Here is a 19,124-nt window from a genome sequence, read left to right as displayed (position 1 = left end):
CTTCACCGCCAATTGAGCGGCGAAAGCTTATTTATGAAAAAACTATTATGAAAAAACTATAAGAAAAAACCGTTAGCTAAATAATCACCAACAGCAAAATCAATCAGCAACAGCAAAATAAGTTGAGTAACTAACTTAGCAAGTAAACACAAAGAGCAACATACACAATTGCTTCACTTAAAATCAGTTTTTTGTATAGCATTGACAGCTAGCAACGAATAACGGCGGTATATCCTTTTCATTGTTTTCTTGTTTTTGACTACTCACTTATCGTTTGCTCTCTGCCACTTCTACCCAGCACCTGTGATTAACGGTATAATGCGCGCAAATTCAATTCCCGATAACACCTGATCAGAGCCCACATGAGCAAAATCGTTTTAGCCACAGGCAACCAAGGCAAAGTAAAAGAACTTGCCAACTTACTTGCAGAGCACCAGATTGAAGTATTACCACAAAGCCAATTTGACGTGCCTGATGTTGCTGAAACTGGCACTACCTTTGTTGAAAACGCCATTATCAAAGCACGTCATGCGGCAAAAATTACAGGTTTACCAGCGATTGCTGATGATTCAGGGTTGGAAGTAGACGCATTAAATGGCGCGCCGGGTGTTTACTCTGCTCGCTATTCTCATGATGTGACCAATTCAGTGAGCGATGCCAGCAACAACGACAAACTCCTGAGTGCACTTGCTGACGTGGCAGCAAGTGAGCGTACCGCTAGATTCCACTGTGTATTGGTTTATATGCGCCACGCTGATGATCCAACGCCTGTGATTTGCCATGGTGTATGGGAAGGTTCAATTTTAACGGAAAAACGCGGTGAGCAAGGCTTTGGCTATGATCCACTGTTTTGGGTGGAAGCGCATCAATGTAGCTCAGCAGAATTAACGCGTAGCGATAAGAACAAGCTTAGCCATCGCGGTAAAGCGTTAGCACAGCTGGTAAAACATTTTTAATGTTTTGCCTTTTAAGTCTAAGCAAAAAAGCCCAAAGAAAATAAAACCATGAGTTTATTGGTTCAACAACCGCTATCGCTATATATCCACATTCCGTGGTGCGTGCAAAAATGTCCTTACTGTGACTTTAATTCGCACGGTATGAAGTCTGACTTGCCAGAGCAAGCCTACACGGCTGCGCTGCTAAAAGACTTAGACGATGATATCGCCCGCTTTAACCTAAGCGATCGTAAATTGCACAGCATCTTTATAGGTGGCGGCACACCAAGCTTGTTTTCAGCCAAAGCAATTGGCGATATTCTGGCGGGCGTTTTTGCTCGCTTTGATCACGACAGTGATATCGAAGTTACGCTTGAAGCCAACCCTGGCACCGTTGAGGCAGATAAGTTCGTCGGCTTTGCTGAAGCTGGAGTGTCGCGCTTGTCAATCGGCGTGCAAAGCTTTGAATCAGACAAGCTCATTAAATTAGGTCGCATTCACGACAACCAACAAGCAATTCGCGCTGCTGAGTTAGCCAAGAGCTGTGGTGTAAAAAGCTTTAATTTAGATTTAATGCATGGTTTGCCGGAGCAGTCACTCGATGCGGCGATGGACGATTTAGCCCAAGCCATTGCACTTAAACCAGATCACCTTTCTTGGTATCAACTTACTATTGAGCCAAACACGGCCTTTGGCTCTAAACCCCCGAAACTGCCAGAAGATGAAACTTTGTGGGATATCCAAGAGCATGGCGTGAGTATGCTAGCCGATGCAGGCTATCAACAATACGAAATCTCAGCCTACAGCCAAATAGGTAAACAAAGTAAGCATAATTTGAACTACTGGCGTTTTGGCGACTATCTTGGTATTGGCTGTGGAGCGCACGGAAAAATTACCGATAGCGCCAGCGGCAAAATTTATCGCACCATCAAAGTAAAACATCCAAAAGGTTACCTTGAGCAAGGCCGTCCAGCGTTGGATCATCTTAATACCGTAACAACCGACGAATTACCGTTTGAGTTTATGATGAATCAATTAAGGCTTAGAGAGTCATTTGATATCAATCGATTTACACAAACCACTGGCTTAGCGTTAGCAACCATTGCAGAACCACTGGCACAAGCATCAGCCAAAGGTTTATTGATTAAAAACCAGCAAAACTGGCAAGTATCAACGCTGGGACATCGTTATTTAAACGACTTGCTAGAGCTGTTTTTATAATGAAAGAAATAACCGCCTTAACTTGCGAACAAAATAGCGAACAAAAAACGCCAGCATTTACCGAGCAAGACCAACAATTTATGGCCCGTGCTATCGAGCTTGCGCAAATTGCCGAACAGCATAATGAAATTCCGGTCGGTGCTGTTGTTGTCTATCAGGGTGAAATTGTTGGCGAAGGTTATAACCGCTCAATTATGGATAATGATCCGTCAGCTCACGCTGAAATGATTGCAGTGCGAGAAGCGGGAAAAAAACTAGACAATTACCGCCTTATCGATTGCACTTTATATGTTACCTTAGAGCCCTGCCCCATGTGTGCAGGCCTGTTAGTGCATAGCCGAGTAAAGCGCGTGTTTTTTGCTGCGCCCGATGAAAAAACTGGGTCAGCTGGTACAGTGTTTAACTTGACCCATGAGCCAAAATTAAATCACTTAATTGACGTAAATTCGGGCTTGATGCAAGCCGAATGTAGCGCTATGCTGTCGCACTTTTTTAAGCGTCGTCGCGCTGAAATTAAAGCAGCAAAAAAACTACGCAAACAAATAGCAAAGCAGGCAGAGCAAAACGCTCAACAGTAGCCAATTTATCAATAAGCCACCAGATAGTTATTGCGATATGACCCAGAGTAAATCAACACCCGCCAAGCCCGTCACTGCCAAACAACTACACGGCAAGCAAAAAGAAGAGCAACAATTACTGCAAGTATTTAAGTCGCTGATAAAGCAAGGTACTTATCGTTCGCAAGAAGAACTCGCTTTTGCTTTAGCCCAGCAAGGATACGAGCATGTCTCACAATCCAAAGTATCGCGTATGTTGGCCAAACTCGGCGCAGTTAAAACCCGTAATAGCCAAAATGAAATTTGCTACAACCTGCCAGACGCGCTCATTATCCCTAAAACCAAGCACCCGATTGAAACCATTGCGCTGGATTTAAAACACAACAACTACCAAATTGTGTTAAAAACAGGTACTGGCGGTGCCCCGCTAATGGCGCGGGTATTAGATTCACTAGAAGAATCTATTGGTATTTTAGCGACCATTGCGGGCGATGATACTGTATTGATTATCCCTGAAGATATTTCACAAATCGAAGCGATTTCTCAAGCTATCATCGATATGCTAGATATTCCAACAAGGCGCGACTAATACTTGCGCCTAGCAACCAACTATGTATTGGTAAATCAATCCTATTAACACACTTTCGTCTGCACACTTCTACTAACACACTTCACTCAATTCAGTTAACAAGCTGATTAACTAACAATCCCCATAAACAGCTTACTCCCAACAAATTCTATAACACCCGCTTAGCTCCATACGCTCAAACCTCAAAAGCCCAGCTTTACACAACATTTACATAGAGTAAGTTGTTTCAAATTTAGCCGTTCTATATATTGTTACCAATCAAGGATATTTGTGTTGCAAGAGGCTCGCTATGAAGTTATCCCCCTTCATTAACCCGATACTAGTTCCTGCGCTGACTAGTTTGTGTATATTAACCGCTTGCGGTGGCTCATCAGGCGGAGGCAGTGACGACAGCGCACAAAATACTGCAACACCGTCTACTGATACCACACCACCAACAACGACTCCACCTGCACAAAACAATGCCCCTGTCGCAAATGCGGGCGAAAACCAATCCAGTATATTAGGTGATAGCATTTCATTGAATGGTGCACAGAGTGCAGATAGTGATGGCGATAGCCTCAGTTATTTATGGGCGATTACCAGTGCGCCAAACGGCAGTGCAGTTTCACTCACCGATGCAGAGAATGTTAACACCAACTTTACTCCAGACATTGCCGGTGACTATGTAATTAGTCTTACGGTGAGTGACAGCGAGCTTGAACACACAGCCAGCGTCACGATTACTGTCACCCAAGCGAGCCAAGAAAACCAAGCCCCTATCGCTGACGTGGGCACCAATCAAAGTGCCAATGTTAGTGAAGCAGTGTTAATTTCGGGAGAAAATAGTCGCGACCCCGATGGAGATAGCCTCACTTTTCAGTGGGCATTTACTGCGATGCCAAAAGGTAGCCAAGTTGCCCTGAGCGAAGCACAATCATTAGCATCCTCTTTTGAATTTACCCCTGATGCCAGTGGTGACTACCAGTTGCAGCTCACGGTAAATGATGGCGAAGTCACCTCCTCACCCGTTAGTATCACCATTGCCGCCCAAAGCAATAATCTTGATATCACAGATAAAATTTTCGTTGAACAATCTGGTAGCTGTGCCGAATACCTAGGTACGTATCAATCAAATGTTGACGATATCAAACGCGGCTTAGCATTTAACGGCAGCGTGAGTATTAGCGCTGATAGTAGCGAGTGTTTAATTCAAGTAAACCAAATTCCAAACCACGACTTTAACGACCAAAGCGCCCGCTTTGCCAATGACGTACAGGAGGTGGTGTCGAGCTATCGCATTCCTATCAAACCGGAGCCAAGTGCTACGCCAGCTAATTTGATCATCGGCACAACAGAAGCCATTATGCTTAACGGTGTAACACTCGATATATTAGCGGCGGCCTGCTACGGCGTTGGCGACGAGCCGCTAGGTCGTGAGAAAATCGGCTGTGGCGCTAGCCAAAACGACAACCCATGGCGCTACGATCCGATGTCGCCACTAAATACCTTTGGCACCGACATTCACAATGCCCACACCCAACCAAACGGCAAATATCACTATCACGCCAATCCTGTTGCTATGTTTAGCCAAAGCTGCGAAGCAAATATCGCCTCGCCAGTGATTGGCTTTGCCGCCGATGGCTACCCGATTTTTGGTAGCTGCTTTATTGACTCAACAACTGGCGAAACGCGCAAGGCACTTTCAAGCTATCAGCTCAAAGACAATGGCGGTCCAAGACAAGCCGTTGATGGTTTTCAAACGCCACAAGCCGGCGTTGGCGATATTGCCAGTAATAACTACGATGGCCAATTTCGTGGTGATTGGGAATATGTTGAAGGCACTGGTGATTTAGACCAATGCAATGGCATGGTCGTTGATGGGCAATACGGCTACTTTGTTACCGACACCTTCCCTTGGGTGATCAATTGCTATAACGGTGAGGTAAATTCATCATTTAGCCGCTCGACTGAATTAGAGCGCCGCAGCCATAGCCATAGTGCTAGTCACAACGCTAGCCACGACGAAATGCATGAAAACAATATTGAGCATGAACATTAAAGCTGAGCATGAACATTAAAGCTGAGCATGAACACTAGAATTAGTGCTTCAATAGCAAGATAATAAAAAGCTAAGGGATTCTAAGATAGATCGTTTCAGTGCTAGGGAACAAAAGCGGCGCAAACAAAAAAGCCTGAGGGCTATTCCATCAGGCTTTGTTTGTAGTAGGCACTGCGGCGGCTACTGATTTTTCGTTGTGTATCGCGAAGCATGCGCTTGCGTTGGATACTAAGTTGTATTCGACGTTTATTTAACGGCATCACAACCTCCTTTTTGTCAAACATTGAGAACAAATCGCGAGAATTTACTACATCCTGTAGCAACATCACGATTACATATAGGCATAATAACTAACCTATATGACTCTTTTATGACAAATCTTGACTGATCAGTCAACAACCCAGCATATTTTTATTGTTACCATAAGTAACTGTCAGGTCAAATACTAGGGCGTATCGAAACAAATCCTATTCAGCGTTTTTATCAACTGGTTTGTTTGAACTCGTATCAACTATTCGCTCTGAAGCTCCATTAGGCGCTCCATTAGACAATCCATTAACAAGGCCATTACGCACCTTTTCATCAAAGTACGAGAGCGTATGGTAGTAGCGACGAATATTCTCGACATATTTAACAGGCTCATCACCACGGGCATAGCCGTACTTTACTGTTTTGTAGTATTTCTTTTGTTTAAGCAATGGCAATCGCGGTTTTACATCCACCCAACGGTCGGCATCGCCTCCTTGGCGCTGCGTGATAATGCGCGCATCGTTAACATGACCAAAGCCTACATTATAAGATGCCAGTGCAAACCACATGCGATCGGGAAATGGAATGCGATCAGGAATACGGTCAATTAAACGCTTAAAGTACTTTGCCCCACCCGCAATACTTTGCTCTGGATCTAATCGACTAGTCACGCCCATTTGTTTCGCCGTTGGCAGGGTTAGCATCATCATGCCTCTTACCCCAGTTGGCGAGCGTGCTTTTGGATTCCAGTGGGATTCTTGATAGCTAATTGCCGCCAACAACTTCCAGTCAATATCTTGCCCGTATTTTTCAAATAGCGGCTGGTAGGTTGGCAGGGTTGTTTCAATCGCCGCTAAAAATGCTTGCGTATCAACATAGTTAAATTGTTCGATATGGCCGTAATATTTATCATCAAGCGCCAGCAAAGTACCATCGTGATGCACTTGCCCAAAAAATTCTATCAGGCTAGCAATAATCGAATCATCACTGTGTTTACTGACCAGCCAAGCCAATGGCTCTGCTTTTTTGACGGTAAAACCAATGCTGATATCAGGGTAGTAACGACGGTTAATTGCCAAAACATGACTATCCACTATCGTGTAATCAATTTCCCCGTTAAGCACTTTGAGCAATAACTCTTCACTGTCAAACTCAGTGCTTTCTTGCCAAGTTAGTGCCTCATGCGTTTGCTGCAATTCAACAAGGTTTTCTGCGTGACTAGAGTTGGCAGTCACAATTAACGAGCCCGTTAAATCTTTTAATGCTCGTGGTCGCTTGTTACCTTGACGAAACACTAACTTTTGGCTGACAGAGTCATAGCTGGGAGCAAATTCATATTGGCTTAGGCGATTTGGCGTGACCGCTAATCCGGCTGCCAGAAAGTCGACTTCGCCAGAATCAAGCCGAGGAAATAGTTCATCTAGGCTATAACTAGGCATAATACGTAACTCTACGCCTAAAGATTGAGCATATTTTTTTGCCAATTCGTATTCAAAGCCGGCTGGCCCTTCCGGCCCGAGGTAATATGAATTGGGTCCATAAAGGGTGCCAACGGCGACATAACCGCGTTCAAGTATGCGAGAAATATTCGGTCGGTCAGCTTCTTCTTTACAGCCAGAAATAGCCAGTACAACTACCGCGAGCGACAGTTTAAGAAAGTTGAACAATTGGTTGGTTTTTTTATAGTAAATGTTCATACCCAATCATTGTGTCGTGAATTGAAAAACAGTTAAAGCATTTTTTCACTTTTTGCCGCTACGCCAAGGTTTTAGAGCCATTGCTCGTTAAAATCTTACAAAGATTTTGCTGTTTAATACGCCTCGTTTCTCCTATAATACGCGCGATTTTTACCCCATGTTTTCACCACGGAATTTGGTGCATGGTTGGTCTGTGTTTTACCGTTAAAGATCCGTGGTGACAAGCAACTAATTTACTAGTGAGTAAACTAATGGCGATGTTGATCCAAACCCTTCGTGGCGCTCCGGCACTTTCTGACTTTAGAGTTCAAAAATTATTAACGCAATGTGCTGAAGCTGGCCTTCCTGTTAACGACATATACGCAGAGTTTAGCCACTTTGCCCATTTATCAGCAGCGCTTAACACTGATGAATCAGAGGTACTTGCCAAACTGTTAACCTACGGCCCAACTATTGAAGAACACGAGCCAAACGGCACTTTGTTATTAGTCACACCTCGCCCTGGCACTATTTCACCATGGTCATCAAAAGCAACCGACATTGCTCACAATTGTGGTTTAGATAAAGTTATCCGCCTAGAGCGCGGTATTGCTTATTACATTAATGGCGGAACGCTAACGGTTGAGCAAGAAAAACTACTTAACAACTTGTTACACGATCGCATGATGGAGTCAATTTTTGCTGAGTTTAATGATGCACAAGCATTGTTTGCGCAAGCAGAGCCTGGCGAATTTAGTTCAGTAGACGTACTTAGCGGTGGTCGCGATGCACTAGTAAAAGCTAATACCAGCTTAGGCTTAGCACTAGCCGATGATGAAATTACTTACCTCGCTGATAACTTCGCCAAACTTGGCCGCAACCCTCACGACATTGAACTTTATATGTTTGCTCAAGCAAACTCAGAGCATTGCCGCCATAAAATTTTTAACGCTGACTGGACGATTGATGGCGTAAAACAAGAAAAATCCCTATTTAAAATGATCAAAAACACGTTCGAGGAAAACCCTGCTTACGTGTTATCGGCATACAAAGACAATGCTGCGGTTATGGCGGGCTCTGAAGCAGGTCGCTTCTACCCAGATCCAGAAACTAAAGAGTACGGTTACAGCCACGAAAACATTCATATTCTGATGAAGGTGGAAACCCATAACCACCCTACTGCTATATCCCCGTATCCGGGTGCTGCAACAGGCTCTGGCGGTGAAATTCGCGATGAAGGTGCAACGGGTGTCGGTTCAAAACCAAAAGCGGGTTTAGTTGGCTTCTCGGTTTCTAACTTACGTATTCCAGGTTTTGAACAGCCATGGGAAATTGATTACGGCAAACCAGACAGAATAGTAACTGCGCTAGATATTATGCTTGAAGGCCCATTAGGCGGCGCAGCATTTAACAATGAATTTGGTCGCCCTGCGATTACCGGTTACTTCCGTACCTATGAGCAACAAGTAAATTCATTTAATGGCGAAGAAGTTCGCGGCTACCACAAGCCAATTATGATTGCGGGTGGTTTCGGTAATATTCGTGAGCAACACGTGCAAAAAGGCAAAATCAACGTTGGCGCTAACCTCATTGTATTAGGTGGGCCAGCAATGAATATCGGCCTTGGCGGCGGCGCAGCATCATCAATGGCGTCTGGCCAATCATGTGAAGATTTAGACTTTGCCTCGGTACAACGTGATAACCCAGAAATGGAGCGTCGTTGTCAGGAAGTTATCGACCGCTGTTGGCAGCTAGGCGACGACAACCCCATTCTATTTATTCACGATGTTGGTGCTGGTGGTTTATCTAATGCCTTCCCTGAGTTAGTGTCTGACGGTGGCCGTGGCGGTAACTTTGAACTGCGCAACGTACCAAACGATGAGCCGGGCATGGCGCCACATGAAATCTGGTGTAACGAGTCACAAGAGCGCTATGTACTAGCCGTTTCTGACGAGCAATTACCGATTTTTGAAGCGATTTGTCAGCGCGAGCGTGCTCCATTTGCTGTGGTTGGTAAAGCCACCGAAGAAGAGCACTTAACAGTAACGGACGAACACTTTGCCGATGACGAGCACAAAAACAAGCCAATTGACCTGCCGCTTGACGTGTTATTAGGTAAAACACCAAAAATTATCAAAGACGTTAAAACAACTACAGCGGCGGGTGATGAAATTAACCTAGCGAACATTGATGTCGCTGAAGCGGCAGATCGTCTGCTGCGTTTACCAACCATTGCCGAAAAAACTTTCCTGATCACCATTGGTGACCGCTCGGTAACAGGTATGGTCGCGCGCGATCAGATGGTTGGCCCATGGCAGGTGCCAGTCGCAGATTGCGGTGTAACCGCAGCTTCGTTAGATTCATACCACGGTGAAGCCATGGCGATGGGTGAACGCACACCAGTGGCCCTACTAAATTATGGCGCTTCGGCACGTTTAGCAGTTGCAGAATCACTAACAAACATTGCGGGTGCCGATATTGGCGACTTAAACCGTATTAAACTTTCCGCTAACTGGATGTCGCCAGCAGGTCACCCAGGCGAAGATGCTGGTTTATACGAAGCGGTAAAAGCAGTAGGTGAAGAGCTTTGTCCTGAGCTTGGCTTAACCATTCCAGTGGGTAAAGACTCAATGAGTATGAAAACCCAGTGGGAAAAAGACGGCGAGCAAAAAGCGGTGACGGCTCCTATGTCGCTGGTGATCACCGCCTTTGGTCGCGTGGAAGATATTCGCAAAACCGTCACGCCGCAACTGCGCACCGATCAGGGCGACACGCGCATCGTTGCAATTGACTTATCTGGCGGTAAAAACCGTTTAGGTGGTTCATGTTTAGCACAGGTTTACCAGCACTTAGGCACAGAAACACCAGATGTAGATGAAGCGTACCTGCTACGCGGCTTCTTTAATTCGATGCAAACCTTAGTTGCCGAAGGCAAATTATTGGCGTATCACGATCGCAGTGATGGCGGCTTGTTTACCACCATCGCCGAAATGGCATTTGCTGGTCACACAGGTGTCACCGTTGACCTAAGTGTGTTTGAAGGCACTGATGCCGAAGTCCTGTTCCACGAAGAGCTAGGTGCGGTGATTCAAATTCGCGAAGACGATATCGAAGCGATTCACACCATTTTCTCTGAATACGGTATTTTAGATTACTGCGCAGACGTTGCTCGTATTAACGACACTGACATGATCACCTTTACTCGCAATGAGCAAGTGGTATTGGAAAATTCGCGCACCTACTTCCGCACCGTATGGGCAGAAACGACATTAAAAATGCAAGCGATGCGCGACAACCCAGAATGCGCACAAGAAGAATTCGACGTTAAATTTGATACCGAAGATCCGGGCTTAAACGCTGAGTTAAGCTTTGATATCAACGAAGATATCGTTGCCGACTTAATTGCAAAAGATGCACAAGCGGGCACTAATCCGAAAGTGGCGATTTTACGTGAGCAAGGGGTGAACTCGCACGTAGAAATGGCAGCCGCTTTTGTTCGCGCTGGCTTTAACGCTATTGACGTACATATGTCAGACATACTGGCTGGTCGCGTTGATTTAGCTGACTTCCAAGGCTTAGTCGCTTGCGGCGGTTTCTCGTACGGTGACGTATTGGGCGCTGGTGAAGGTTGGGCGAAATCCATTTTGTTTAACGCTAATGCTCGCGAGATGTTTAAAGCCTTCTTCCACCGCGAAGAAACTTTCTCACTCGGTGTGTGTAACGGCTGTCAAATGCTATCAAACCTAAAAGAAATTATTCCGGGCTCTGAGCACTGGCCGCGCTTTGTGCAGAACGAGTCTGAGCGTTTCGAAGCACGTTTCTCATTGGTTGAAGTGCAAGAAAGCCCATCTATCTTCTTTAAAGGTATGGCTGGTTCGCGTATGCCAATTGCGGTTTCGCATGGTGAAGGTCGCACTGAATTTGTTTCAGATGAAGCGATTGATGCTGCCAACGACTCTGGTACCGTTTCAATGCGTTATGTAAACAACTACGGCGATGTTACCGAAACTTACCCAGCTAACCCGAACGGCTCGCCTGATGGTATTACCGCGTTAACCACCACAGATGGTCGCGTGACCATAATGATGCCACACCCAGAGCGCGTCTTCCGCACGGTAGCCAACTCATGGCACCCAGACTCATGGGGTGAAGATTCACCTTGGGTACGTATGTTCCGCAATGCCCGTAAGTTTATTGGCTAATATTAAGTAGCCAGCAAACCTAACTTAATCAAGCCCGCTTAATGCGGGCTTTTTAATGCCTAATCATTTGTATTTTTTTCGCTATGGCGCTCTCAAACAAATTACTAATAGGTTTTTAACCTATTGGCTAGTAAAGGAAATTTCTCTACGTTAAAGTTCTATTAGCAACTAGGAAAATAATTTGTGATAAGTGTCACAGCTTACCTCAATAAAATCTATTAGCCCTGCAAGGAGTTTTAGTATTGTTTGACAACATTGTCGCTGGAGTTATCGCAACTCTAATTAGTGGGCCAATATTGGCTCTATTTTTCTTTTTTTTAAGAGAGAGGATATTTGGAATACCTGATATTACGGGAAAGTGGCATTTCGAAATGACTACAGTTAATAGTGACTACAATCCATATAAAGGCATGATCCTAAGATATATCGTTGTGATATGGAGAGAAGGTAGCAAGCTATCTGGTACCGTGGAAAAAGTTTACGAAAACTCATCAACTGGTGAGAGAGAGTATGTAGGTGACAAAAGATCTAGAGGCGATTTAAATGGTTATTACGAATTAAATTACTTATCAAAAGATAAATTATATATTCACATCAAAGAGCAAGGTAGTGGAAGAGAATCTACCAACTATTTTGAATTAATAAGAATGAACAATGATTCGTTAAAAGGGGCATTTAATTCTTTCGTCGCAAACCAAGATGGGTTATCCGAATGGCAAAGACATCCTTTTTAAAGCTTTGCTACTTTATAGTTACAATCCCTTATTTAGTTATTTCGAAACTCGCTTATAAATTTAACTGGTGGGGCTTTAGAAATGACACAAAAAAGTGCCTTGATATTGCTTCAAAATATGGCAATGTAAAACTCCCCAAAGAGCTATTACTAACACTAAAAATAGCCGAAGATCACCGCAACAACTTTCATTTTGAGGTAGATCAAATAGCATACATCAGAGCATTGATATCTAATCTCAGAGGTTCCATACAAGGAGCAAGTACAATAGAGCAACAATTTGTGCGGGTAGTTGTCGATAATTACCAACGAACATTGAAACGAAAGCTATATGAGCAGTTGCTTGCTGTTCATGTGGCTTCATTATCAGAGAAAGATAGAATTGGGACTGCGTATCTCTTTATAGCTTATTACGGCCAAGCAAGCATTGGTACTTTAAGGTTAAAAAATATCGTAGAACTTCCACTTAGCAAACTCAAATACTCTGATGCAATACTCATAATTGCTCGATTGAAATACCCTGAGCCCTCTAATATAAGTAAACAATGGTTAAATAAATTCGACAAGCGTATTAAACATATAGCTATAAGACTAAAAACGGCCAACCTTTTGCCTGATAGTGGGGAAAAGCAAATAACATTTGTATGCCGCGAAAGTTATAACCGAAAGCAAAATGTATTTAATTCAAGGCTCAAAAGTAACTAATTACCTATTAAATCTTAAGAAGGAACAACACATTGATTACATTAATTTGGTGTCTAATTATAGCAGCGCTACTGCCCTATATTGCAAAAGCGCCGTTGGCCGCGGCGATGAATAAAATTGGTGGTTATGACAACAACCACCCGAGAGAGCAGCAAACGAAGTTAACTGGCTTTGGTGCTCGTGCCCTAGCGGCCCATCAAAACGCATTTGAATCGCTGATTGTCTTTACCGCTGCGATTTTGCTAGCTATTGCGACAAATACTACAGGCGAAACAATTCAAACTCTTGCCATTGCTCATATTGTTTTAAGAGTTGCCTATCACCTGCTTTACCTACTCAATATTGGCCTTTTACGCTCAATTGTCTGGGGATTCGGCATAGCCTGTTCATTTGCCATTATGTGGCTCTGTATTCCGAGTTAATCGGTGCCTACCGAGTCAAAAAAGTAGCCACCTGAACACAAGTATTTTGCTCGTTTAAGTAAGTATCATTTATTATTTGGTCGGGGCTTAGAACTATCAATGCTATTGCAAGAAATGTACGAAGAGTTTAGAGCCACTTTTCCAGAAATTACACTCAAAGCTGATATCGCTCACATAAACCAGTGGGATGAACTTGATCCAAGTTTCGCATATTCGTGGTTTGAAAGTTTAGCGAATGCCATCAATGATGAGATGTCCAAAGGTAGCGAACCAGCCCAATACAAATCAATTTTCGAATACTTTAGACAAAAGTACCTTTTTGAAAGTGATGATATCAAAAACTGTATAGACGTAGCCTTTATCGAGAATTTATTCTGGCGGGTAAAAGCAGAGCATGCATCACCATATTGGACATTAATGCCTGATGTTCTCAAACAACTGTATATTCAGTTTCATGGTCGAAGCCCCTGCTAGTGCAGTTGTAAAAAACTAAGGAATATTAGTGAAGCATTTAACTATTGTTGTTTTAACAGTCACGTTGTTTGGTTGTGCTAGCGGCCAATTAGATCTATATAACGCTGAAGGTAAAAAAGTTGGTGAGTGCACAGCAGGTTATGATTGGCATCCATACGGCGTAAAAGACTCTGTCGACTGGCTACTTAATTGGTGTGCACAACAAGCGATCGCCCAAGGTATGGAGGTAGCAAGAGTTTCCGAACCAGCTATTCTGCAAAAAGACTATTCTTACCCTAAGCCCACTGCTGCTGATTATTGGACGAAAAAATCTTCGAAGGCTGCATTTCACGCCAATATTATTACGGAAACGGAATACGGCTATATTCTGGCAGATATTGAAAACCAATTTTATTTAAGAAATGTTGATGCACAAAAGCAACTTGAACAAGGTGAGATTAGCGAGCAAGATTATCGCCAGTTATTGGAGGAGTCAGCGCTTATTTTCTATGGTGACTAAACCTCACAGATCAGCAAAGCTTGTTAAACTCACTATTGTTTATCTCACTCTTTTTTATCTCACTACGGAGGCAGAGTTATGAGCATTAAGCCGTTAGCCATGTGCTGCTTGTTCAGCTTTTTTCAGTTGTCAGCACACGCCACTGACATAACTGAAAGTGATGAAAGTGCTGATAACTCTGCATTTTCCAACCTAACAATAGATTCTGCATTTAACACCCCCCACTTTTATGTTGAGAGCAATCTTGAATTTGCGCTATTGCACGAACTAGCCCATGCGATTATTGAGTTAAACAATATTCCAGTATTGGGTGGCCGAGAAAAAGCGGCCGATCAAATCGCCACTATGTTTATGATGGTAAACAGTCGCGATGTGGAAGATGATTTATTAGATCAGATGATTTCTATCTCCGCAGAATGGATGATTGAATGGCAGCAAGAAGTAGAACACTCATCTATTGCTTTTTGGGATGTGCATCCATTGTCGATTCAACGTTTTTATGACGTTACTTGCCTGATGTATGGTGCGGCAGTAGATAAGTTAGAGCAAATTCGAAAAGAGGCGTGGCTTCCTTATCAACGCGCTTGGGATTGCGACCTTGAGTTCCAACAAAACCGAAAAACATTGAGCTGGCTTGCCGACAACTACAGTTATGTAACCTTCGATGAAAACTGGCACCCTGTTCCCAAAGTAAACGCTAGTGCTGTTCACCCAAAAGTAAATGTGCAATACATAACGCCTTCTCGTCCCGCGCACAAGGCCATACTAGAGTGGTTGCAATCATCAGAGCGGGTTGCTTATATTCTTGGTCGAGTGAATGAAGCTATCAAGCTGCCCAAGCCAGTGACCATTTATTTTGAAAGCCAATGCTCTGGACCAGATGCTTGGTGGAATCCCAAAATTGATGGCATCATTGTTTGCTACGAGTTAATTGAGCAGTTTGAGCAAAATGAAAAACGCTTAAAGCCTTTAATTAATAAGCTAAAAGATGAAGCGAATCAAAGCCATTTGTTCTTGTTTCCTAGCAAATACGAAGCGCTGATATCAAAGCAAAAAGGTGTTCTTAGAGAACGTTTTATTCAAATGATGGATCAGATGCTAGAGCAAAATAAAGATGCCCAATCAAAATAATTGTTGTTATAAACCGCAATAGATAATAGGCGTTAATCACTGAAACCCGAAAACCATATGTTTCGTTAACCAAGCCCTTTGCTTTACGGTATCTATACTATGGTCATTTCTGAAAGTTAAAAAAGTAAACCGTGATTATGATTGCTAAGATCCCTAAACCGGCCTACTATGCCGTGATATTTACTTCCTTGATAAATGTAGATGGCACAGCTAATAACACCGCTAACGACGATGGCTATGCAAAAACCGCCGAGCATATGGTTAATTTAGCCAGCCAGCAATCTGGCTTTTTAGGCATAGAATCAGCGCGTGAAGGTCTTGGTATCACCGTCTCTTATTGGCAAGATCTTGACTCTATTCGAGCGTGGAAGATGAATGCCGAGCACCAACTAGCGCAGCGTAGAGGTCACGAGCTTTGGTATAAAAGCTTTAAAGTACGTATTACAAAAGTTGAACGCGATTACGGTATTTAATCACTACTATTTTTTCGAGGTTTAACAGGAGTATAGGCAGTTACTTGCACGAAAATACTGAAAAGCCTTTCCTATAAGGACACTCAAGGTAACATCATATAGAGCTGAGCAATAAACACCAAGGAGCAGCAATGTCTTTCACCGCCATTAACTTCAAAGAAAAGTTCGATAAGTTTGCCGAACAATGGTCGCCACGTGTCATAGCTGAGATGAATGATTATCAATTTAAACTGGCAAAGGTGGAAGGTGAATTTGTTTGGCACCAACACAGCGACACTGATGAAGTGTTCATTGTAATAAGTGGCACATTAACGATCGAATTTAGAGATGGTAAGGTTACACTGCAAGCAGGTGAAATGTATGTTGTGCCCAAAGGTGTAGAGCATAAGCCTATAGCGCAAAGTGAATGCCAAATTATGCTGGTTGAGCCCAAAGGCGTGTTAAATACCGGAGAGGAAACCTCTGACTTAACCGCTGAAAACGATGTGTGGATTTAGGGTTTAGGGTTAAGACTTACATCTCGTTACGATTTAAACGTTTGTATTTATCATATTTTGCGAAGACTATAGAACTCATTGTTCACTTAACAACCAACTACAAATAACCAAGCGATAAGCTATATAATACGCTAAGTAGCAATGTATCGCTGTTAGCCATCATTTGTCATAGATAAAAGGATTTACCGCATGAATAGACATGGACTCATTTGGCTTATCGCACTGTTAGCCACACATATCTCTGTAACTAGCCACGCTGAAGATATAGATTTTTCATTAGGTACTGGTTATCCCTACCTTGTTATTCCAGAAGTTTCATATTCCGCTAGTGGTGGTCAACAACGTTTATATGCGAATTACAAATTAGGTTTAGATGACGGTTTTGCTATCGGCTTTGAACATGGCCTTGATTCAGCTAATCAACACGCCATTGGCTTATTAGTCGGAGCGATTGGCGCGCAAGACGACAAGCGACCATGCCCTAATAATGATGACGAAAACGGTATTGCTGAGGGTTTAGCCAGTGTCATAGCGTGCAGTATAGTTGAAATATTCGACCATGAAACCACAAACGGAATAGGCTTATCGTATAGCTATAATCATCACGGTTTGAATAACTCTGGCTTTCGTATTCGCTTTGAGGCCGGTTACGGTGAAGGGGTTGATAGTAAAGAAAAGCGCTTTGATGGCGCTGTTGTGCTGAGTTATCAGTTCTAAGTGAATAGCGTTTGAGATATTTCTTATCAATTCAGGGAATACTAATGCCACTCGACTATTCAGGTGTAGACACCGAGTAACTAGTTAATAAATAGTACCTTTCTCCAAACAAACACTCGTGTTATGGTTAATTTATATCCCTTAACATAACAAAAACAGCAAAAATAACTAGGACAAGAGATGACAGACGCAGCAATTTTTTATCCCGTACTCGCACAAATTTTATTAGTGATCTTATTGTTTTTTACACTGGCGGCGCGAAAAGCTAAGGCGGTAAAAGCAAAAAGCGTTGATTTAACCAAAACAGCCACCAACTCAAGTGCTTGGACAACAGAGGTTGTCAAAGTGTCGAACAATATTGCCAATCAATTCGAAACCCCGATTTTATTTTTGATCTTGTGTGTTATTGCTTTTGTGTTGGGACTGGCTGATAACATTACTGTTGGCTTAGCTTGGGCATACGTCGTGTTTCGCTATATTCATGCCTACATCCATATCGGTTCAAACTATGTGCCATATCGAATGCGCACCTTCGCAGTATCGTTATTGATTATTTTAGCCATGGCTATTCGTATTGGACTTGAGATAAATACCATTACCTAGATAAAAAAGTGCTTAAGTAATCTTGCGAATTTCAGTGAGGTTACTTAACTGTTCTATTTACCTAGCTCTCTGCACTTAGGGCGAATTACATAGAACAAATTACATAGAACAAATTACAACACACTATTAAGACAACTATGGTTGCAGTTTATGCCATACAAAATTACCAGTGTAGTGCTTGGTTTATATGCATTAATTGGTTTAGCAGTTTGTTATTTTTATAATTTTACAGATTGGTTAAGCCTATTCGTTGCTGTTTTGAGTTACGCGCTACTACCTGCCTTGGGCGCCTACTGGACTTGGCAGAAAGTAAGAGTCGGTATGCTAACTGCGGCCTTGTATTTTGTGTTTCAGAGCATTCGCCGCGTTAGCCCTGAAAGCTTTTTACCACATATCGCGCCAATATCGCTGTCTTTTCCGTTGGGTGACTTTACTTCAGGAAATGGACTATTAATTGATGTATTTGCGATTGCCATGGTTGTTATTTTGCTTACTTTACAAGCCAAAGCTAAGCATTAATTTAAGAGCCGACTGCTGTATCAATAGAGTTAACTTTTAAGAGAGGAGCGCCATGAATATTCAACTGGATGATTTATCAAGTGAGCAAGTTATCGCGCTATTACAAGAACACCTTGATGATATGCAGGCAACCTCACCACCAGAGAGTAAACACGCCCTTGACTTGGATGGGTTAAAACATCCATCGGTAAAGTTTTGGTGCCTTTGGGATAACAAAACACTGGCAGGCTTCGCCGCCTATAAGCAACTAGATAGCGAGCACGCAGAATTAAAATCAATGCGAACCTCGGCGAGCTACAAAAATCAGGGGGTCGCTACCCGCCTATTAACACATATTATCAGCGACGCTAAAGCTAATAGCTATGCGCGAATCAGCCTAGAAACTGGCTCGATGGCATATTTTGAGCCCGCTCGTGCCCTTTACCAAAAGCACGGTTTTGAATATTGTTCGCCCTTTAGTGACTATGCTGAAGATCCCAATAGCAAGTTTATGACCTTGAGTTTGTGATGATTAAACGTTTTGCTTCAAATTGGTTACGACGCAGTATTGCTGCTTGCCTCGCGACATCGCTTACAGCGTGTGTTGTTGTGCCAGTCACCGATCATAGCTATCAAGCGAGGTGTGAAATTTCTACGGACAGAAAAATATTAAAGATAGTAGATGGTTATAAGGATAATAATACTTATTACTCTATTTCTGGCGTAATATTGCTGCCCATTACAGGTATTGTCTCTGGCGCATACGTTGCAGTAAACAATATTTACCACCTTGGTGAAGAAACCATTGTTTGCGGCAAGAAAGCGGCTAATGGCGGCTCAGAAACATCAGCTAAATAGCGAGGCGTATTTGCGCTCTCTAACCAAGCTATGGCCCATTCGCA

20 protein-coding genes are annotated in these 19,124 nt (G+C 43.1%); 19 read left to right on the top strand and 1 reads right to left on the bottom strand.

Translation table 11 applies throughout. The features are described 5' to 3' along the window. The first annotated feature begins 362 nt into the window (after positions 1–362). From rdgB to DXX94_RS16455, 5 genes are all read left to right on the top strand, one after another. Entirely contained in the window at positions 363–956 is a 594-nt protein-coding gene (gene rdgB, locus DXX94_RS16475) for an RdgB/HAM1 family non-canonical purine NTP pyrophosphatase (protein WP_116017565.1), read from the top strand. Positions 957–1,004: 48 nt separating this feature from the next. Next, on the top strand, positions 1,005–2,156 hold the full coding sequence (hemW, locus tag DXX94_RS16470; RefSeq protein WP_116017563.1) for a radical SAM family heme chaperone HemW: 1,152 nt from the start codon (positions 1,005–1,007) through the stop codon (positions 2,154–2,156). Next, positions 2,156–2,734, top strand: coding sequence for a tRNA adenosine(34) deaminase TadA (gene tadA, locus DXX94_RS16465; RefSeq protein ID WP_116017561.1), 579 nt, complete (start codon positions 2,156–2,158; stop codon positions 2,732–2,734). The genes hemW and tadA overlap by 1 nt, the downstream gene beginning before the upstream one ends. 37 nt (positions 2,735–2,771) lie before the next feature. Next, positions 2,772–3,302 (top strand): ArgR family transcriptional regulator, encoded by a 531-nt coding sequence (locus DXX94_RS16460; protein ID WP_116001008.1) that lies wholly within the window; start codon positions 2,772–2,774, stop codon positions 3,300–3,302. 289 nt (positions 3,303–3,591) lie between these two features. Next, a complete protein-coding gene (locus DXX94_RS16455; RefSeq protein WP_220348128.1) occupies positions 3,592–5,343 on the top strand; it encodes a YHYH protein in 1,752 nt (583 codons plus the stop codon). 467 nt (positions 5,344–5,810) lie between these two features. On the opposite strand, the gene mltF is transcribed toward DXX94_RS16455, so the two are convergent. After that, the gene (mltF, locus tag DXX94_RS16450) at positions 5,811–7,289 is read right to left on the bottom strand and encodes a membrane-bound lytic murein transglycosylase MltF (protein ID WP_116017559.1); all 1,479 of its coding nucleotides are present in this window, start codon (positions 7,287–7,289) and stop codon (positions 5,811–5,813) included. A 251-nt stretch (positions 7,290–7,540) separates the two neighbouring features. Here mltF and purL point away from each other — a divergent pair, with 251 nt between their 5' ends. The 14 genes from purL (at position 7,541) to DXX94_RS16380 (ending at position 19,080) form a co-directional block, all read left to right on the top strand. After that, entirely contained in the window at positions 7,541–11,470 is a 3,930-nt protein-coding gene (gene purL, locus DXX94_RS16445) for a phosphoribosylformylglycinamidine synthase (protein WP_374188841.1), read from the top strand. 242 nt (positions 11,471–11,712) lie between these two features. Next, positions 11,713–12,204 carry a hypothetical protein gene (locus DXX94_RS16440; protein ID WP_220348126.1) on the top strand — a complete coding sequence of 164 codons (492 nt, stop codon included), beginning with the start codon at positions 11,713–11,715 and terminating at the stop codon, positions 12,202–12,204. Beyond that, positions 12,183–12,908, top strand: coding sequence for a transglycosylase domain-containing protein (locus tag DXX94_RS16435; protein ID WP_116017555.1), 726 nt, complete (start codon positions 12,183–12,185; stop codon positions 12,906–12,908). Before DXX94_RS16440 ends, DXX94_RS16435 begins: the two co-directional genes overlap by 22 nt. 32 nt (positions 12,909–12,940) lie before the next feature. Next, on the top strand, positions 12,941–13,330 hold the full coding sequence (locus DXX94_RS16430) for an MAPEG family protein (RefSeq protein WP_116017553.1): 390 nt from the start codon (positions 12,941–12,943) through the stop codon (positions 13,328–13,330). A gap of 99 nt (positions 13,331–13,429) precedes the next feature. Next, complete coding sequence (locus DXX94_RS16425) at positions 13,430–13,804, top strand: DUF7674 family protein (RefSeq protein ID WP_116017551.1); 375 nt, start codon at positions 13,430–13,432, stop codon at positions 13,802–13,804. A gap of 28 nt (positions 13,805–13,832) precedes the next feature. Continuing rightward, positions 13,833–14,303 (top strand): hypothetical protein, encoded by a 471-nt coding sequence (locus DXX94_RS16420; protein WP_116017549.1) that lies wholly within the window; start codon positions 13,833–13,835, stop codon positions 14,301–14,303. A gap of 78 nt (positions 14,304–14,381) precedes the next feature. Then, the gene (locus DXX94_RS16415; RefSeq protein WP_116017547.1) at positions 14,382–15,434 is read left to right on the top strand and encodes a DUF4344 domain-containing metallopeptidase; all 1,053 of its coding nucleotides are present in this window, start codon (positions 14,382–14,384) and stop codon (positions 15,432–15,434) included. Positions 15,435–15,571: 137 nt separating this feature from the next. Continuing rightward, complete coding sequence (locus DXX94_RS16410) at positions 15,572–15,907, top strand: antibiotic biosynthesis monooxygenase family protein (protein ID WP_374188840.1); 336 nt, start codon at positions 15,572–15,574, stop codon at positions 15,905–15,907. 131 nt (positions 15,908–16,038) lie between these two features. Continuing rightward, on the top strand, positions 16,039–16,404 hold the full coding sequence (locus tag DXX94_RS16405) for a cupin domain-containing protein (RefSeq protein WP_116017543.1): 366 nt from the start codon (positions 16,039–16,041) through the stop codon (positions 16,402–16,404). A 189-nt stretch (positions 16,405–16,593) separates the two neighbouring features. Continuing rightward, positions 16,594–17,121: a hypothetical protein gene (locus DXX94_RS16400; protein ID WP_116017541.1), complete on the top strand. Its 528-nt coding sequence runs from the start codon at positions 16,594–16,596 to the stop codon at positions 17,119–17,121. Positions 17,122–17,301: 180 nt separating this feature from the next. Then, positions 17,302–17,724, top strand: a complete 423-nt coding sequence (locus tag DXX94_RS16395) for an MAPEG family protein (protein ID WP_116017539.1) — start codon at positions 17,302–17,304, stop codon at positions 17,722–17,724. 150 nt (positions 17,725–17,874) lie between these two features. Further along, entirely contained in the window at positions 17,875–18,243 is a 369-nt protein-coding gene (locus tag DXX94_RS16390) for a hypothetical protein (protein ID WP_116017538.1), read from the top strand. A gap of 52 nt (positions 18,244–18,295) precedes the next feature. Further along, on the top strand, positions 18,296–18,751 hold the full coding sequence (locus tag DXX94_RS16385; protein ID WP_116017536.1) for a GNAT family N-acetyltransferase: 456 nt from the start codon (positions 18,296–18,298) through the stop codon (positions 18,749–18,751). Beyond that, on the top strand, positions 18,751–19,080 hold the full coding sequence (locus DXX94_RS16380) for a hypothetical protein (protein ID WP_116017534.1): 330 nt from the start codon (positions 18,751–18,753) through the stop codon (positions 19,078–19,080). Before DXX94_RS16385 ends, DXX94_RS16380 begins: the two co-directional genes overlap by 1 nt. Positions 19,081–19,124 lie beyond the last annotated feature (44 nt).

It is taken from the genome of Thalassotalea euphylliae (assembly GCF_003390375.1).
Classification (GTDB): domain Bacteria; phylum Pseudomonadota; class Gammaproteobacteria; order Enterobacterales; family Alteromonadaceae; genus Thalassotalea_F; species Thalassotalea_F euphylliae_A.
The sequence above is the reverse complement of the archived record's forward strand: the minus strand, read 5'-3'. Positions and strand labels throughout refer to the sequence as shown.

Coding starts and splice junctions, on each gene's coding strand:
- DXX94_RS16395 (WP_116017539.1), top strand. CDS start 17,302: ATGACAGACGCAGCAATTTTTTATCCCGTACTCGCACAAATTTTATTA.
- purL (WP_374188841.1), top strand. CDS start 7,541: ATGGCGATGTTGATCCAAACCCTTCGTGGCGCTCCGGCACTTTCTGAC.
- DXX94_RS16390 (WP_116017538.1), top strand. CDS start 17,875: ATGCCATACAAAATTACCAGTGTAGTGCTTGGTTTATATGCATTAATT.
- mltF (WP_116017559.1), bottom strand. CDS start 7,289: ATGAACATTTACTATAAAAAAACCAACCAATTGTTCAACTTTCTTAAA.
- DXX94_RS16410 (WP_374188840.1), top strand. CDS start 15,572: ATGATTGCTAAGATCCCTAAACCGGCCTACTATGCCGTGATATTTACT.
- DXX94_RS16405 (WP_116017543.1), top strand. CDS start 16,039: ATGTCTTTCACCGCCATTAACTTCAAAGAAAAGTTCGATAAGTTTGCC.
- DXX94_RS16380 (WP_116017534.1), top strand. CDS start 18,751: ATGATTAAACGTTTTGCTTCAAATTGGTTACGACGCAGTATTGCTGCT.
- DXX94_RS16460 (WP_116001008.1), top strand. CDS start 2,772: ATGACCCAGAGTAAATCAACACCCGCCAAGCCCGTCACTGCCAAACAA.
- DXX94_RS16425 (WP_116017551.1), top strand. CDS start 13,430: ATGCTATTGCAAGAAATGTACGAAGAGTTTAGAGCCACTTTTCCAGAA.
- rdgB (WP_116017565.1), top strand. CDS start 363: ATGAGCAAAATCGTTTTAGCCACAGGCAACCAAGGCAAAGTAAAAGAA.
- hemW (WP_116017563.1), top strand. CDS start 1,005: ATGAGTTTATTGGTTCAACAACCGCTATCGCTATATATCCACATTCCG.
- tadA (WP_116017561.1), top strand. CDS start 2,156: ATGAAAGAAATAACCGCCTTAACTTGCGAACAAAATAGCGAACAAAAA.
- DXX94_RS16455 (WP_220348128.1), top strand. CDS start 3,592: ATGAAGTTATCCCCCTTCATTAACCCGATACTAGTTCCTGCGCTGACT.
- DXX94_RS16385 (WP_116017536.1), top strand. CDS start 18,296: ATGAATATTCAACTGGATGATTTATCAAGTGAGCAAGTTATCGCGCTA.
- DXX94_RS16415 (WP_116017547.1), top strand. CDS start 14,382: ATGAGCATTAAGCCGTTAGCCATGTGCTGCTTGTTCAGCTTTTTTCAG.
- DXX94_RS16400 (WP_116017541.1), top strand. CDS start 16,594: ATGAATAGACATGGACTCATTTGGCTTATCGCACTGTTAGCCACACAT.
- DXX94_RS16435 (WP_116017555.1), top strand. CDS start 12,183: ATGGCAAAGACATCCTTTTTAAAGCTTTGCTACTTTATAGTTACAATC.